We start from the raw sequence: 15,891 nt of genomic DNA, 5'->3' as shown, positions 1-15,891 counted from the left end.
TGCCGCGGGGAACTACCGTCAGGATATGGGAATCAAGGCTGCGCCACCGGCGCGACCGTTCTCCGTCACCTCGGAAGTCGGCGCATTGCGCACGGTGCTGCTGCACCGGCCGGGTGACGAACTGCGCCGGTTGACCCCGCGCAACAATGATCAGCTGCTCTTCGACGCCATCCCGTGGGTGGAGCGGGCGCAGCAGGAGCATGACCTCTTCGCCGGAGTGTTGCGCGAGCGCGGGGTGGAGGTGTTGCTGCTGTCGGATCTGCTCACCGAAACCATCGGGGTGAGCGGTGCGGCGCGGATACAGGGCATCTCCGGCGCGGTGGACGCGCGCCGGCTCGGCCACGCGCTCGCCGATGAGCTGGCCGCGTACCTGCGCACGGTGCCCGCGCCGGAGCTGGCGCAGATTCTCATGGCGGGTATGACCTTCGACGAACTGCCGTTCGGGCCGGATCACACCTCGCTGGTGGTGCGCATGCATCACGGGCACGATTTCGTCATCGATCCGCTGCCGAATCTGCTCTTCACCAGGGATTCCTCATTCTGGGTCGGTTCGCGGGTTGCGATCACCTCGCTGGCCTTGCCCGCGCGGGCGCGCGAGACCTCGCTGACCGATCTCATCTACGCCTTCCATCCGCGATTTCTCGGGGTGCGGCGGGCGTACGAATCGCATACCGCGCCCATCGAGGGCGGTGATGTGCTGCTGCTCGCCAAGGGCGTGGTGGCGGTCGGCGTCGGTGAGCGCACCACCCCGGCGGGTGCGGAAGCGTTGGCGCGCAGCCTCTTCGAGGACGATCTCGCGCATACGGTGCTGGCGGTGCCGATCGCGCAGACCCGCGCCACCATGCATTTGGACACCGTGTGCACCATGGTCGACACCGATGCCATGGTGATGTATCCGAATATGCAGGATTCGTTGTGCGCGTTCACCATTCGCAAAGAGGTGGACGGCACGGTGACCATGTCCGGTCCGGATCCGTTCCTGCCCGCGGCCGCCAAGGCCATGGGCATCGGGGAACTGCGGGTCATCGATACCGGCCTGGACGGTGTCGCGGCCGAACGGGAGCAGTGGGATGACGGCAACAACACCCTCGCGCTCGCGCCCGGTGTGGTTGTCGCATATGAACGCAATGAGATGACCAATGCGCGGCTCGTCGACGCCGGGATCGAGGTGCTACCCATCCCCGGTTCCGAATTGGGTTCCGGCCGAGGCGGTCCGCGCTGCCTGTCCTGCCCGCTGTCGCGTGACGAGGTGTGAAAAGCCATGCTGGACATCCCGGTTGACCATCATTCGACGGTGCCGCCGTACGAACAGCTGAGGCAGGGCATCGTGGCGCGGGTGCGCTCCGGTGAACTGGCCGCCGGGACCAAGATCCCCACCGTCCGAGCCCTCGCCGCCCAACTCAAACTCGCCCCCAACACCGTCGCCCGCGCCTACCGCGAACTCGAACAGGACGGCGTCCTCGAAACCCGAGGCCGCCTCGGCTCCTTCATCGCCTCCTCCGGCGACCCCACCCGAGACGTAGCGGGCCGCGCCGCAACGGAATACGTAGCGGTCATCCGCCGCCTCGGCCTGGACGACGAAGCGGCCGTGCGCTACCTGCGCGCGGCACTGGGCGAAACTCGAACCTGAACTCGAACCCGGCGCGGCGCATGGGGGTTCGGGGGTGTGGGGGCGAAGCCCCCACGTTCTTCCCTACCTCCAGCTGGGCAGCCAGAGGTGGTCGTGCCAGCTGCCCGGGGTGATGGGCGCGCCCGTGAGAATCGGCCACAGCCAAATGAAGTTGGCGATCACCAGCGCGAGGTAGAGGCAGACCAGCATGAGCCCGAGCCCCTGCCGTTCGCTGGGCGGTGCGAGATGCTGCCAATCCGGTTGCCCGGACAGCCGTCTGCCTATCGCGGGCGCGTGCCCGAGCACATCGCCGAGCACCAGCGCCACCGCCATCATCAGGAATGGCGCGAGTGGTACCGCGTAGAAGTAGTACATCTGCCGATCCAGCTGCAGGAACCAGGGCAGCAGTCCCGCGCCGTAGGCGACCAGCACCGCCGCGTACCGCCAGTCCCGGCGGACGAAGCTGCGCCAGATCGCCCAGCCGAAGACCGGTAGCGCCAGCCACCAGATGGCGGGCGTGCCGATCAGCATGACCGCCTTCACGCACTGGCTCTGCCCGCAGTCCCCGCTGCTGCTGTCGGAGTAGTAATAGAGCATGGGCCGCAACCCCATCGGCCAGGTCCACGGCTTCGATTCCCAGGGGTGATGATTGCCCGCCGAATTGGTGAGCCCCTCGTGGAAGGTGAGCACCTCACCGCCGTAGTACCAGAGCGAGCGCAACGCGTCCGGCACCCAGGAGAAGTCCCCGCCGCGCCCGACCCGCACCCCGACCGCGTACCGGTCGTAGCTGGTCTCGGCCGCGAACCAGGCCCAGAAGCTGGCCAGGTACACGAAGACCGGCACCACCCCGAGCGCCCATGCGGTCGGCCCGAGATCGCGCACCGCGGTGCCCGCCCACGGTCGCCGCACCCGGTATCCGCGCCGCGCCGCGAGGTCGAAGCCGAGGCTCAGTGCCGCGAACGCGACCACGAAATACGCTCCGGACCATTTGGTTCCGCAGGCGAGCCCGAGCAGGAGGCCCGCGCCGAATCGCCACCACCGCACTCCGAAGCGCGGCCCGAATTCGCTGTCGTCGAGTCGGCCTTCGGCGGCCACCAATGCCATGCGCGCCCGCATCTCGTCGCGGTCCACGATGAGGCAGCCGAACGCGGCGACCACGAACAGCGCCTGGAAGATATCGAGCATCCCGAGTCGGGAGGAGACGAAGGTGAGTCCGTCGGCGATCAGCAGAATGCCCGCGAACGCGCCGATCAGCGTGGAGCGCGCCATCCGCCGGGTTATCCGAATCACCAAGAGCACCAGCAGGGTTCCCGAGACGGCGGCCATGAACCGCCACCCCCACGGCGAGTAGCCGAAGATGGCTTCGCCGATCGCGATCATCTGCTTGCCGACCGGCGGGTGCACCACCAGCCCGTAGCCGGGATTGTCCTCGACGCCGCCGTTGGTGAGGGCCTGCCAGGCCTGTGGCGCGTAATGCTTCTCGTCGAAGACCGGCGTACGCCCCTCGGTCGGGTAGCCCAGTTGGATGAAGCGCGTCAGCCCGGCCACCGCCGTCAGGAACAGTGTCACCACCCAGCCGCGCGCCCAGTCGGTGGGCCCGAAATCCGGTGAGGGTCGCAGTGGCGCCGGACTGGACAGCGCCACCCCCGCCTCTACAGCTGGCGGTCGCGCGTCGGTCACCTGGGTCACGCACCCGATGTTATGCGGTGCCGCCCCGAAACTCCCGCCCCGGTCGGACCCGGGGCCCGGTCGGGGCGGAGAGTCGGGGTGTGGCCGCCCGTATGCTGGCACCGATGCCGGATCGCTGGTCCGGGCCGAGGGGGAGTGTGGCGACGAACAGGAGTGGGATGAGCGGCGAGCCGACCTCGGGCGGACGATTGGTGCTCGCGGCCACCCCGATGGGCGATATCGGCGATGCCTCGCAGCGCTTGCGCGATGCGCTGGGCTCGGCGGATATCGTGGCCGCCGAGGACACCCGGCGGACCCGGTCGCTGGCCAAGGCCCTGGACGTGGAGATCACCGGGCGGGTGGTGAGTTTCTACGATCATGTGGAGACCGCGCGAATCCCCATGCTGCTGGAGGAGATCGAGGCCGGTCGGACCGTGCTGCTGGTCACCGATGCGGGGATGCCGTCGGTGAGTGATCCGGGCTACCGCATGGTCGCCGCGTGTGTCGAGCACAAACTCCCCATCACCTGTCTACCCGGTCCGTCCGCCGTGACCACGGCACTGGCTCTGTCCGGTCTGCCGGTGGAGCGGTTCTGCTTCGACGGTTTCGCACCGCGTAAGTCCGGGCAGCGCAAGGAGTGGTTCCGCACCCTGGCGACCGAACCGCGCGCGGTGGCGTTCTTCGAGGCCCCGCACCGGCTCGCGGACTGCCTGGCCGATGCCGTGGAGATCCTCGGTCCCGACCGTCGCGCCGCGGTCTGCCGTGAACTCACCAAGACCTATGAGGAAGTGGTGCGCGGCACCCTCGGTGAGCTGGCGGCGTGGGCGGTCGAGGGCGCGCGGGGTGAGATCACCGTGGTTCTCGAAGGCTCGCACAAGGTTTCGGCCGATCCCGCCGATCTCGTCGAGCGGGTGGAGGGATTGGTGGCCGCAGGTCTGCGCCTCAAGGACGCCTGTGCGGAGGTGGCCTCCACCAGTGGAGTCTCGCGCCGCGAACTGTACGACGCGGTGCTGGCCGCACGCGCCGCCGAATAACCGATACCCGATCGTCTGCTCGGACATCGCTGCCCGCCTTGGTTTTCGGCGAACCGCGTTCGTCCTACTGCGTGGAAACCTTTGCCTCGGTGCTGGTTTCGCGCACGGTCGCGGCGATCTGACGCGGCCGGAACGGCGTCCACCAGTTCGCCGGTCCCATGAGTTTGACCAGTGCCGGAACCAGCAGCATGCGCACCAGGGTGGCGTCGATGATCAACGCGATCACCATGCCGAGGCCGAGGAAGCGCATCGGCGTCAGCGGGGAGAGCGTGAACGCGCCGGTGATCAGCACGAGAAGCGCTGCGGCGGCGGTGATCACGCGCGCGGTCTGCACGGTCCCGGTGCGCACCGCCTCCTCGGTGTCCGCGCCCGCCTCATGCGCTTCGACCATGCGGGAGAGCAGGAATACCTCGTAGTCGGTGGACAGGCCGAAGACCACGGCGATGATCAGCACCATCATGCTGGCCGAGACCGGGCCGACGCTCACGCCCAGCAGTCCGGCCAGATGCCCCCTGTCGAAGATCCAGGTGAGGATGCCGAAAGTGGCTGCCAGGCTGAGGAATGCCATGATGACCGCCTTGAGCGGGAGCACCAGCGAGCGGAAGGCCAGGCCCAGCATGAGCAGGGTGGCCAGCACCATGACGATGAGCATGAGCGGCAGGTTGTGCAGTACCGCGGTGACGCTGTCGGCGGTGGCGGCGCTCTGACCGCCGACCTCCAGGGTCACACCGTCGATGCGCACATCGCGCAGGTCGTGCACGATTTCCTGGGCCGCGGGGGAGCGGTCCGGCGCGGTCAGCACCGCGTGCAGGATGGCGGTGTTGTCCTTGGTATCGAGTTGCAGCACCTGTTTGACGCCGGGAACGGCCCCGAGCTCACGCAGTGCCGTGGTGACGGCCGTGGAAGTCGGTGCGCCGCCATCGGATTCGCGCACCAGTACGGTGGCCCCGCTGTTCGCGGCCGGGAAGCGCGCCGCCAATTCGTCGACGGTGGCGCGGGTCGCATTGCCCGCGGGCAATGCGGTGTGGTCGATATCGCCGAGCCGGACGCCGGTGAGCGGGGCGGCCAGCACCAGCAGCAGTGCGCCGACGGCGATGGCGACCGCGCCCGGGCGGCGCATGACGGCGGTGACGACCCGGCCCCAGAAGCGCTGTGCGCGTTCCTCGGAGCGTTCGAAAGCGTCCGCGCGCCAACTCCATTTGCCGATCCGGGGACCGAGTAGCGCGAGCGCGGCGGGCAGCGCGGTGATCGACAGCAGCGCCGCCAGGCCGACCGCCGCGATCGAGCCGAAGCCCAGCGAACGCAGCACGGCCTGCGGGAAGACGAAGGTGCCCGCGAACGCGCACATGAGCAGGACGGCGGAGAACAGCACGGTGCGGCCCGCGGTATCGAGCGCGCGGGCGACGGCGGCCTCGGTCGAGCTGCCCCGTGCGAGTTCCTCGCGGAACCGGCTGACCACGAAAAGCCCGTAGTCGATGGCCAATCCGAGTCCGAGCAGTGACACCACGTTCATGGCGAACACGCTCACCTCGGTGAACTGCGCGATGATCCCGACCGCGCCGAGCGCGCCGATCACGGCGAGACTGCCCACGATCACCGGCAGCGACGCCGCGACCACACCGCCGAACACCAGCACCAGCACCAGCGCGGTGAGCGGAATCGAAATCGATTCGGCCACAATCAAATCGTGCCGGGACTGATCGCTGATGGTCTGCGCCAGCGCGCTGTAGCCGGACATCCGCGTTTCGACGCCCGGCACTGTAAGTGCCTCGGCCACTTCTGGATATACCGCGATGCGATGATTCTCATCGCCCGAGGCGAACACCACGGCCACGGCCGATCGTCCGTCGGCCGACCGCATGTATTGCGATCGCGAACTGTTCCAATAGCTTTCGACCGGCCGATCCAGCAGCGCCGGATCCACCTTCTTGATCGCGTCCAGCACCCGCGGCCCGATATCGGCCAGCGTCTGCCCTTCCGGCGCGGTGTAGATCGCGACGATATCCGGATTCTGCGGCCCCAGCTGATCGTGCACCCACTGGTCGACCGCGCTGGATTCACTACCGGGATCGGAATACCCCGCGGCACTGACCTTCTGCGCCAGCCCGGTGGCGAACAGTCCGCACGCGAGCGCGAACAGCACCGCCACCGCCAGCACGGTTTTCGGCCGTGCGACCACGACCCGAGCCCATGCGGTCATCATGCGGTCGGATCCGTTGGCGCGAGTTCTTTTTCGAGGGTGTTGACGATGCGGTCGAGCAGGGCGTCCAGGCGTTCGGGAATGCCCCGGCCGCTGCGCGCGGACACGGTGAGTTCGGTGCGGCCGCCACCTTCGGTGAGGCCCATGAGCAGCGGCATGGCGACGCTGTGCTGGGGCAGCACGCGGACGGAGGTGGGGGTGAAACCGGGGACCGCCAGTTCGTCGAAGTCGTAGCGGCCCATATGGGAGACGGTGGCAGAGGCCAGGTTCCGGCCCAGGCGCGCTCCGGTCCAGTTCAGTGAGCGCAGCAGGATGCGGCCGGGAGCCTGCGGCAGATTGGAGAGCCGCGCGGCCTGCATTTGATTGAGTTCGCGGCGTTCCTGGAGGCCGATCTTCTTGTCCGCGTTGAGCTGTTTCCAATCGACGCCCGGCCGGGCATCGAGGAACAGCGGCAGTGCCAGGTTCGCGGTGGAGCGCAGTTCGGGATCGTGGCGGCGCAGATCCACCGGGATCATGATGCGTGAGAGCGGTCCGCCCTCATCGGCCAGAATCGCGGCGACGCGCACCATCGCGCCCGGTCCGGTGGCATTGATGGTGCGGTGGCGCAGCAGGTGTCGCGGTTGTCCCGGATCCTGCCGTCCGGTGCCCAGCGCGGAGCGGAAGCGCGGCAGCATGAGCGCCGGACGCCCGGGTGCGCCGACCTTGCGCTCCAGTTCGTCATCGGCGATGGGATCCGCCGCGCCGACCGGTTCCTGACCGCGCAGCACCCGCAGCACATCGGTGGCCCACATGACCATGCCCATACCGTCCATGACGCCGTGGAACACCCGGAATACCAGCGTGGTCGGCGCGGCGGTGAGCAGCAGGATCTCCACCGTGGACTCCGGCGTCGGCCCGATCGGGCTGGTGAGCACCGGATCCGCTTCCAGCGCCGGATATTGCAGCGCGTGGTCCACCACGCGTACGGCGGGCGCGACCCCGCTGTCCACCCAGAACTTGCCCTCCCGGACCAGTCGTGCGCCCGGATTCGCCTCGGCGGCAATGGTTACCGCGCGCCGCAGCTGTTCGGCGTCGATACTGCCGACGCCTTCGATGGCCAGCTGCATGAGGAACGGCGGCGCCAGCTCCCGCATCGGGAAGTACATGAACTCGGTGGGGGAGATGGGCCGCCGGAAGGTGCTCATTACCTGCCTCTTTCGCGCGCTGACTGCGTTATCGCAGGTTTTCGGTGAGTTTCACGACGCCGCCCTGGGCGTCCAGCCAGGCCAGGAAATCGGCCAGTCCGGTATCCCGGTCCACAACCGGCTGGTAGCCGAAATCCGTTGTGGCGGCGGAGGTGTCATAGGTGGCGGTGCGTGTCATGAGCGCCACCGCGTACCGCGACAGCGGCGGCGACCAGCGGGTCGCGATGAACGGCACCTTCCAGACGGCGTCCAGAATGGTGACAGCCGCGTTCAGCACTCGCTGATTCGGCTGCCTGCTCGGCGCGGCATAGCCGAGTCCGACGGCGACCTCGCCGAGGAAGCCCCAGACATTCGTCTGCTCCGCGTCGGCGACGAAATACGCTTTGCCGCCGACTTTTTCGGACGCGGCCGCCCGCACCGAAGCCTCGGCGATATTCTCGACGTGGCACAGCGAGGCGTACACGGCCTTGCCGTAGGACAGATCCGGCAGCGAACCCGCGGCGGCCCGGCCGAGCAGTCGCACGATGGGCCCGGAGCGGTCGCCCGCACCCCAGATGGCCCGGGGCCGCAGCGCACAGGTGGTGAAACCCGCGCCGTTCGCCGCGAGCACCGCGCGTTCGGCGGCGGCCTTGGTCTCGGAGTACAGGTTCAGGAAGCGGTTCGGGTACGGCACCGATTCATCGATGTTCACCTGATCCCCGCCGTCGCGATCCATGAGCGCGCTGGGACTGGAGATGAACACGAACCGCTGTGCGCCGTTGCGGCGCGCGCCATCGAGCAAATGCTGTGTGGCGGTGAGGTTCTCGGCCACGAACTGGGCACGCGTGCCGCGTTCGTCGACGCGGGCGGCGCTGTGGAAGACCACATCGACGCCCTTGGTGGCGCGTTCCAGCGAGAGGTGATCGGTGAGATCCCCGTGCACCACCTCGACCTGATCGATGACATCGGCCAGATCACGCAGATTGCTGGTGGGGCGCACCAGAATCGCGACGTCATAGCCGCCCTCGCGGACCAGGCGGCGCGTGATGGCGCCGCCCAGGAATCCGGAAGCGCCGGTGACGAGCGCCTTCTTCCTGCTCTCGGACATCAGGCGGCCTCCTGCGTCTTCCACCAGGTGGCCCCGAAGATCTGGGTCAGGACGGCGGTTTCGACCGGTGAGCGGTCACTGGATTGGGCCGCTTTCAATGCCGCCGGGATCTGCGCGGCGTGCACCACGATGCTCAGGAACGCGTCGATCCACCAGATCGCGCGCAGCACCCGGTTGGCGGGTGCGCGATCGACCAGTGCGGCGATCAGCCCGGCGGCCAAGTACAGCCAGCCGAGAATCGGAATCGCCCGCAGGGCGGTGGTTTTCAGAGACATGTCACGCTCCCTCTCCGAGCTGCGCCGTCGCCCAGATGGCCAGCTGTTCGCGCCCGATCTTGGCATTGTGGCGGATGTCCACGGGGAACCCGGGATGGAACAGGAACCGGGACACAGTCTCCGTGACCTCGAATTCCACCGCGCGGCTGCGCAATTCCGCCGCCAGCAGCACCGTGTCGGTGCCGGGTTCGGCCTCGACGCACAGCACCGGACGCTGCGCACCGCGTTCGCCGACCCCGACCAGCGCGGTGCGGATGACGCCGGGCAGCGTATTGAAGACCTGCTCCACCTGCACCGAGAACATCGGCCCGGCGGCGGTGTGCACGCGCTGACTCTTGCGCCCGCAGAACCAGATCCGGCCCTCCTGGTCGATCCAGGCGAGATCGCCGGTGCGATGCCAGACGGTATCGCCGTCGGCGATCTTGCCCGCCAGATTGGCGGACTGCGGCCAGTAGTACCGCGTGCTGACATTCGGTCCCGCGACCACGAGTTCGCCGATGCCGCGGGTGGCGACCAGTTCGGCCTCGCGTGCCTCGGCGTCGGCCCAGGTGGACAGCGGTTCATCGGTGATGGCCACCAGCCGGGCGCGCACGCCCTCGGCGGGCCGCCCGATGCAGGTGCCCTCACCGCTGTGCGCCCGCTCCACCAAGCCGCCCAGCAGTTCCCGGGATTCGATGGTCGACATGGGCAGCGCCTCGGTGGAGCCGTATCCGGCGTGCACCTCGGAGTCCTTGGACAGCACCTGCCGCAGTCCGGCGATGCACCAGTCCGGGACCGGTGCGCCACCGGAGTAAATGCTGTGCAGCGTGGGGATTTTCGTCCCGGTGCGCTCCAGATACCGCAGCAGCGGGATCAATACGGCGGGGGAGGCGAACATGGTCCGCACGCCGAACCGATTCACCGCATCGGCCACGAACGCCGGATCGGTGGACCCGACCTGACTCGGCACCAGCGGCGGCAGTACGCATCGCGCGCCCAGCAGCATGTCCAGAATGCCCACCAGCGGCAGGGTGATCAGCGAGGTATCCGGGGCCACGCGGCCACGCGCCGCGTGCACCTGCTCGATCATGGACGACAGATTTCCGTGCGTCATCTCCACGGCCTTGGCCGGACCGGTGCTACCCGTCGTGTACGCGATCAGCAGCAGCTCGTCGGCGGGCGCGGGCACCCGATCCGCCAGCAGCGCCGAAGGCGCCACGGCGGCAACGGATCCCCCGGCGGCCTGTTCCCAGCGCGCCCGTGCGCCCACGGTGGTGTCCCGCAGCGTGCGCAGCCGCGCGCCCATCACCGGCCGCAGCCGATCAGCGGTAGCGGCCGCCCGCGCGACGGCAACCCCGGGCTTGGACTCCGAATTCTCCAGCGAGACAAGCAATTCGCGCACCCGTGCATTGATCGGCCCGGCTACTCGCGGGGTTCGGCCCGCGCCACCGGATCCATCGCGCGCGGCGGCCGCGGCTGCCGCGGCCGGAGTCGGAGTGCCGGTGGGATCGGTATCCACACTCGACGCCTCAGCGCTATCGCCATGGGCGGCAATGGCTTCCGTGCTCGCGGGTGCGCCCCAGCTCTGTAGCGTCTGCCCGCCCCAGAGCCAGCGCGGGCCGACGGTGATCTTCACCCGCACATCGCGGAAGTACTTGCGGAACAGCACGCGGGCGGCGTGCGCCTGCGGAATGCCGATGAAGGCCTCGGCATCGGCGGCGCGCAGGCAGTTGAGCATTTTGCGCAGGCCCATACCCGGGTCGATGACCACCGGGACCGCGCCGATCTTCAAGAGCCCCAGCATGATCGCGTAGAGCTCCGGGCTGGGCAGCACCAGCACGATGGTGCGGGTGCCGCGGCCGACCCCGGCCGCGGCCAGATGCGCGGCGATGGTGTCGGACCAGGCGTCGAGTTCGCGATAGGTGAGCTGCCGGTACTCCGGGAGGCCGGTGGCGGTCTGCCCCTGCGGGAAGATCACCGCCTCCCGGTCCGGCTGGTCGGCCACGACCGCGCGGAAGCGGTCGATGGCCTGCCAGTAGGTCGCGATGGTCACGCCGCGGCTCCGACGGCGGCCGGGAGCCGGTAGAGCACCGCCGCGGCGGACGGTCCAGCGCCGGCGGCGACGAACAGCACATGGCTGAAGGCGTCCAGGGAACGGTTCGCCACGGCCGCGTCGTATGCCAGCGGCAGTGCCGCGGTGTGCGGATCACCCTGGGACAGATCGGGGGTGAAGACCGCGTTCGGCGCGATGCCGAGTTCGGCGGCCAGCAGCTCCGGGAATCCGGCGGTCGGGGTGGAGGCGATGAGCGCGGTGCTCGCCTGCTCCGGATCCGACTCGGACAGCGCGAGCCGGGCGGCGTCGGCGGCCAGCGCCAGCAGGCGCGCCTCGGCATCGGGCTCGCGGACGACGGTCATGAGCTCACGACCGTTGGTGCCCATGGTCGCCACATCCACGTACGACTCGATGCCGGGGGTGCCGCCGCCGGAGACGGTGTGCACGCGGCCGAAGCCCTCTTCGTCGTCGCTGCGCGCCAGCAGCAGCGCCGCACCCGCTGTGGCATAGGGGAATTCGTCATCCGCCGCGCCCCGCTTCAGCGAGGGGTGGGTGTCGCCCGACACGATGAGCACGTGCTCGGCGCTGCCGGTCTCCAGGATGGACTGCGCCACCTGCACCGCGTTGAGCACGCCGACACCGGCGTTCATGAGATCGAAGGAGAAGGACCGCGGATCGTCCTTGGTGTAGTCCAGCCCGATCCCGGCTTCCTTCTGAATCAGCGCCGACACAGCGGGTTCCACGGTGTTGGTATCGCGGAAGATGCCCGCGTTGATGAGCACGCCGACCTGATCGGGGCGAACCTCGGCCCGCTCCATGCTCTGCCGCGCTGCCGCGCCGCTGTGCTCGACAATGCTGAAAGTGCTTTCGGCCCGGCTGATTCCGGTGGATTTGATGCGCACGCCCATGATCAGACCTTCAGGGATGAAATCGTGGTGGACAGGAAGCCCCCGACGACGCCGGAGGCGGCCGGGACCATCAGGATCTTGGATCCCGCGGCGATGTTCTGCTGGCTGAGCTGATCGTGCAGCACGATGAAATGCGAAGTGGTGGAAGTGTTTCCGTACTTCTCGATGACGTTCAGATCCGGCGGCATCGGCGCGCCGAACTCGCGCTCGGCGATCGCGTTCATGAACGGGATCGCGGCGGCGCCGAACTGGTGGTGGATCATGTAGTCGAAGCCCTCGTCCGCGAAGGTCTTCCCCTGGCCCGCCATGAAGTTGCCCTGGGTGTCGGTCCACAGCAGGAAGCGGGATTCGTTGTGCATCTTGCGGTTATCGGTGTACAGCGACACACCCTGTGACTTCTCACTGGGCATGCCCAGGCACAGGTGCGAGAACTCCGACGCGGTGGCGAGTTCGATGTAGTGGATCTTGTCGTTGTCGTCGACGGCCTCGTCGAGAACAATGGCCGCACCCGAATCGCCGACCGTCAGCGATGCGAATTGCAGATCGTATTTCTCGGTGATCTCGTTGACCGCTGTTTCGGCAATGGGCGTAATGGCCTCGCCGCTGACCACCATGCCGCGTTTCACCGCACCCGAGCGAATCATTCGATCGAGAATGTAGGTGCCGGTCATCATTCCGGCGCAGGCATTGGAAAGATCGAAAGAAATGGTGTCCGGGCGCGCGCCGAGTTCGCGGGCGAGGGAACCGGCGAATGACGGCTCCATGTACATCCGGGTGCCCTTACTCCGCGTGATCGAGGTGGAGATGATCACGTCGAGATCCGAGGCCGCATACTGTGACCTGGAAAGACAGTCCTGCGCGGCATTCATCGCGAGAATGTAGGAGTCTTCGGCGTTTTCGGGGGTAGTATCGCGGAAGCGTCGTTCCTTGACGCCCGTGATTTTTTCGAGATCGAAACCCGGCGCCGTCTTCAATCGGGCGACGAGATCCTCGGTGGTTACACGATTTGATGGCAGATAAGCGCCTATCGACTCGAATCGAGAATGCGACACGGGGACTCCTGAAAGTACGAAGAAATGCAATCTGAATCGGTGACGGGCAAGACGCTACCCGACGGTAACTATCGCGGCGACCGGACACAGTGGCACAAAACTGTCTGAGACATTGTGGTTGGCAACAGTTTTCGCCGGTGAGAGCATCGTCCTATGAATAGCCGCGAATGCGCGCTGTGAGGGACTTCACGCGCTACGCTGCGCGCTTGTGATGTAACTCGGAGTTACATATACTTCCAAGTGAAACTGTCTGGGCGACAGTGGATTTCGTATGCGGAGTACGGCATGGTTGTGCCCATGCACATACGGAAAGCCCTGGTAGGTGGCCTGGCGGCCGCGCAACTCGGCGCGGGATTCGCGCTCGGCATGCCCGGAATGGCAACTGCCGCAACGGAATCCACGGTCTGCGGTAATTGGACGGCCGCGACCGTCGCCTCCGGCTTCGGCAGCCTGGAGAACCTCGCCTTCGATGGCGGCGGCGGCCTGCTGCTCTCGGAGATCTCCCTCACCGGTAGCGGCGGCGGCCTGTATCGGCTCACCCCCGACGGCACGCATACGCTCGCCGCGGCGGTGGAATCGCCCGGTGGCATCGTCGTCAATGCGGGCAAAGCGTATGTGAACTCCGGTAATACATTCGCCAGCGGCGTCACCAACAGCCCGGACGGCAAGATTGTCTCGGTCGATCTGGCCACCGGGACCGTGACCACCGTCGCCACCGGCCTGCATATGCCCAATGGCCTGGCCCAATTGCCGGACGGCGGTTTCGCCGTGAGCCGTGATCTGGGCCCGGATGCGGTAATTACCCGGGTCGCCGCGGACGGTTCCGGAGCGCACGCGCTGGCACCCGGACTGAATTCCACAAATGGCCTGGCCTACGACCCGGTGCGGCGCGAATTATTCGTGTCCACCACGTTCGATGCCGTCACCGCAATCGCCGCCATCGATATCGATCGTCCCGACGCCGCGCCGCGGCGAATTACCCTGCCCGGTTTCGGTCCGCTCAATTCCGCGGATGATTTGACCGTCGGCCCGGACGGCGCGGTGTATGTCGCGCTGAATGCCGCCGGTCAGGTGGTGCGGGTGGATCCGGATGCCGGAACCTTCTGCACGATCGCGACCGGCCTGCCGTTCGTCTCCTCGGTGCGTTTCGGTTCGGGCCCCGGTTGGGACCCGAACTCGTTGTACGCCACCGGTTTTCTCGGCACCGTCACCCGGTTGACGCGTTAGTTCTTGGGCTCCACGTACTTCGGGAACACCACTTCCGGGTCCGGCAGGGTGGTGCCCGGCTGGATCGGGGTGGCGATATCGGCGAAGTCGCGGCCGGTCTGACCGAGCAGATCCAGGATCTTGGCGGCCGAACCCGGAATCACCGGCTGCGTCAGCAGCGTGACGATGCGGACGACCTCCATGGTCACGTAGAGGATGGTGCCCTCGCGCGCGATGTCCTCTGGCGTACCGGCTTTGGCCAGCGTCCACGGCGCCTGCGCGGAGAAGTACCGATTCGCTTCGCGCAGTGCGTTCCACAGGTGCTCGAGCCCCAAATGGATTTGCTGCTGGTCGAATTCGGCGCGCACCTGCCCGAGCAGTTCACCCGCGAGCGCCAGCATGGCGTTGTCCTCATCGGTGAATTCGCCGGGGGCCGGGACCACACCTCCGAAGTCGCGAGCCACCATCTTCAGGCAGCGCTGCGCCAGATTGCCGTACTCGTTGGCCAGATCCGTATTGATCCGGCTGACGATGCTGTCGTGGCTGTACGCCCCGTCCTGCCCGTAGGAGATCTCGCGCAGCAGGAAGAACCGCACGGCGTCGAGCCCGTAGGTGTCCACCAGATCGGTCGGCGACACCACATTGCCGGTCGACTTGGACATCTTCTCGCCCTTGTGGAAGACGAACCCGTGTGCGAAAACCCGCTTGGGCAGCTCGATTCCGGCGGACATCAGGAAGGCGGGCCAGTACACCGCGTGGAAGCGCGTGATGTCCTTGCCGATGATGTGCACATCCGCGGGCCAGAACTTCCCGAACGCGGCGGAATCCGTATTCGGGAAGCCCACGCCGGTGAGGTAGTTGGTGAGCGCGTCCACCCACACGTACATGACGTGCGCCGGATCGCCCGGCACCGGCACACCCCAGTCGAAGGTGGTGCGCGAGATGGACAGATCCTTCAGCCCGGCCTTGACGTACGAGACGATCTCGTTGCGCCGGGTCGCGGGACCGATGAATTCCGGCTTGGTCTCGTACAGTTCGAGCAGCTTGTCCTGGTAGTTGGACAGCCGGAAGAAGTAGTTCGACTCCTCGGTCCACTCCACGGGGGTCTTGGTGTCGGTGGAGACGCGGGTGCCGTCCTCGAGCAGGGTGGTCTCGTCCTCGTTGTAGAACGCCTCGTCGCGCACCGAGTACCAGCCCGCGTAGGTGTCGAGGTAGACGTCACCGCGCTCGGCCATCCGCTCCCAGATGGCGATGGAGGCGGCCTGATGGTCCGCGTCGGTGGTCCGGATGAACCGATCGAACGAGACATCGAGTGCCTTGTCCATGGTCTCGAACACGTCCGAATTGCGCGCCGCGTACTCCGCCTCGGATTCCCCGGCGGCCTTGGCGGCCTGCTGCACTTTCTGACCGTGTTCATCGGTTCCGGTCATGAAGAACACGTCGAATCCGTCGAGCCGCTTGAAGCGGGCCAGCGCATCGGTGGAGATGTACTCGTAGGCGTGCCCGATGTGCGGGGCGCCATTCGGGTACGCGATGGCCGTGGTGACATAGAAGGCGGGGCGTTCGGATGCGCTCATGGTGTGTCTACTCTAATCTGCGTGCCCGTAGTCGCTCGCGTGAATATCCCCGTGGCAGG

13 protein-coding genes are annotated in these 15,891 nt (G+C 67.3%); 4 read left to right on the top strand and 9 right to left on the bottom strand.

Annotated features, from left to right (window positions below):
• The first annotated feature begins 25 nt into the window (after positions 1-25).
• Positions 26-1,255, top strand: a complete 1,230-nt coding sequence (arcA, locus tag ACFC4D_RS29400; RefSeq protein WP_364642135.1) for an arginine deiminase — start codon at positions 26-28, stop codon at positions 1,253-1,255.
• Positions 1,256-1,261: 6 nt separating this feature from the next.
• A complete protein-coding gene (locus ACFC4D_RS29395; protein WP_364642132.1) occupies positions 1,262-1,630 on the top strand; it encodes a GntR family transcriptional regulator in 369 nt (122 codons plus the stop codon).
• Positions 1,631-1,693: 63 nt separating this feature from the next.
• On the opposite strand, the gene ACFC4D_RS29390 is transcribed toward ACFC4D_RS29395, so the two are convergent.
• Complete coding sequence (locus tag ACFC4D_RS29390; protein WP_376068181.1) at positions 1,694-3,298, bottom strand: dolichyl-phosphate-mannose--protein mannosyltransferase; 1,605 nt, start codon at positions 3,296-3,298, stop codon at positions 1,694-1,696.
• Between the two features lie 158 nt (positions 3,299-3,456).
• On the opposite strand from ACFC4D_RS29390, the gene rsmI reads away from it, so the two are divergent.
• Complete coding sequence (rsmI, locus tag ACFC4D_RS29385; protein ID WP_376068179.1) at positions 3,457-4,311, top strand: 16S rRNA (cytidine(1402)-2'-O)-methyltransferase; 855 nt, start codon at positions 3,457-3,459, stop codon at positions 4,309-4,311.
• 64 nt (positions 4,312-4,375) lie between these two features.
• Here rsmI and ACFC4D_RS29380 read toward each other — a convergent pair whose 3' ends face one another.
• From ACFC4D_RS29380 to ACFC4D_RS29350, 7 genes are read right to left on the bottom strand one after another with little or no spacing between them, the layout of a single operon-like run.
• On the bottom strand, positions 4,376-6,511 hold the full coding sequence (locus ACFC4D_RS29380; protein WP_376068251.1) for an MMPL family transporter: 2,136 nt from the start codon (positions 6,509-6,511) through the stop codon (positions 4,376-4,378).
• Positions 6,511-7,695, bottom strand: coding sequence for a peptide synthetase (locus ACFC4D_RS29375; RefSeq protein ID WP_376068177.1), 1,185 nt, complete (start codon positions 7,693-7,695; stop codon positions 6,511-6,513). The genes ACFC4D_RS29380 and ACFC4D_RS29375 overlap by 1 nt, the downstream gene beginning before the upstream one ends.
• 28 nt (positions 7,696-7,723) lie before the next feature.
• Positions 7,724-8,782 carry an NAD-dependent epimerase/dehydratase family protein gene (locus ACFC4D_RS29370; protein WP_376068176.1) on the bottom strand — a complete coding sequence of 353 codons (1,059 nt, stop codon included), beginning with the start codon at positions 8,780-8,782 and terminating at the stop codon, positions 7,724-7,726.
• A complete protein-coding gene (locus tag ACFC4D_RS29365; RefSeq protein WP_376068174.1) occupies positions 8,782-9,057 on the bottom strand; it encodes a hypothetical protein in 276 nt (91 codons plus the stop codon). Before ACFC4D_RS29365 ends, ACFC4D_RS29370 begins: the two co-directional genes overlap by 1 nt.
• A gap of 1 nt (position 9,058) precedes the next feature.
• A complete protein-coding gene (locus ACFC4D_RS29360; protein ID WP_376068172.1) occupies positions 9,059-11,089 on the bottom strand; it encodes an AMP-binding protein in 2,031 nt (676 codons plus the stop codon).
• Positions 11,086-11,997 carry a hypothetical protein gene (locus ACFC4D_RS29355; protein WP_375964968.1) on the bottom strand — a complete coding sequence of 304 codons (912 nt, stop codon included), beginning with the start codon at positions 11,995-11,997 and terminating at the stop codon, positions 11,086-11,088. The genes ACFC4D_RS29360 and ACFC4D_RS29355 overlap by 4 nt, the downstream gene beginning before the upstream one ends.
• Before the next feature lie 2 nt (positions 11,998-11,999).
• Positions 12,000-13,049, bottom strand: coding sequence for a 3-oxoacyl-[acyl-carrier-protein] synthase III C-terminal domain-containing protein (locus tag ACFC4D_RS29350; RefSeq protein WP_364642104.1), 1,050 nt, complete (start codon positions 13,047-13,049; stop codon positions 12,000-12,002).
• A 297-nt stretch (positions 13,050-13,346) separates the two neighbouring features.
• Between ACFC4D_RS29350 and ACFC4D_RS29345 the strand changes: the two genes are divergently transcribed.
• Positions 13,347-14,276 (top strand): SMP-30/gluconolactonase/LRE family protein, encoded by a 930-nt coding sequence (locus ACFC4D_RS29345; protein ID WP_376068171.1) that lies wholly within the window; start codon positions 13,347-13,349, stop codon positions 14,274-14,276.
• Here ACFC4D_RS29345 and metG read toward each other — a convergent pair.
• Positions 14,273-15,832 (bottom strand): methionine--tRNA ligase, encoded by a 1,560-nt coding sequence (metG, locus tag ACFC4D_RS29340; RefSeq protein WP_375964974.1) that lies wholly within the window; start codon positions 15,830-15,832, stop codon positions 14,273-14,275. The two genes, ACFC4D_RS29345 and metG, sit on opposite strands and share 4 nt — an antisense overlap.
• Positions 15,833-15,891 lie beyond the last annotated feature (59 nt).

The organism is Nocardia sp. NPDC056000 (assembly GCF_042269265.1).
In the GTDB taxonomy this organism is placed as follows: Bacteria; Actinomycetota; Actinomycetes; order Mycobacteriales; family Mycobacteriaceae; genus Nocardia.
Note: the sequence above shows the minus strand (reverse complement) of the source record. Positions and strands in the feature narration are given on the sequence as shown.

Excerpts from the sequence above, each read along its gene's own strand:
- arcA (WP_364642135.1), top strand. The coding sequence starts at position 26 with ATGGGAATCAAGGCTGCGCCACCGGCGCGACCGTTCTCCGTCACCTCG.
- ACFC4D_RS29395 (WP_364642132.1), top strand. The coding sequence starts at position 1,262 with ATGCTGGACATCCCGGTTGACCATCATTCGACGGTGCCGCCGTACGAA.
- rsmI (WP_376068179.1), top strand. The coding sequence starts at position 3,457 with ATGAGCGGCGAGCCGACCTCGGGCGGACGATTGGTGCTCGCGGCCACC.
- ACFC4D_RS29380 (WP_376068251.1), bottom strand. The coding sequence starts at position 6,511 with ATGACCGCATGGGCTCGGGTCGTGGTCGCACGGCCGAAAACCGTGCTG.
- ACFC4D_RS29375 (WP_376068177.1), bottom strand. The coding sequence starts at position 7,695 with ATGAGCACCTTCCGGCGGCCCATCTCCCCCACCGAGTTCATGTACTTC.
- ACFC4D_RS29370 (WP_376068176.1), bottom strand. The coding sequence starts at position 8,782 with ATGTCCGAGAGCAGGAAGAAGGCGCTCGTCACCGGCGCTTCCGGATTC.
- ACFC4D_RS29365 (WP_376068174.1), bottom strand. The coding sequence starts at position 9,057 with ATGTCTCTGAAAACCACCGCCCTGCGGGCGATTCCGATTCTCGGCTGG.
- ACFC4D_RS29355 (WP_375964968.1), bottom strand. The coding sequence starts at position 11,997 with ATGGGCGTGCGCATCAAATCCACCGGAATCAGCCGGGCCGAAAGCACT.
- ACFC4D_RS29345 (WP_376068171.1), top strand. The coding sequence starts at position 13,347 with ATGCACATACGGAAAGCCCTGGTAGGTGGCCTGGCGGCCGCGCAACTC.
- metG (WP_375964974.1), bottom strand. The coding sequence starts at position 15,832 with ATGAGCGCATCCGAACGCCCCGCCTTCTATGTCACCACGGCCATCGCG.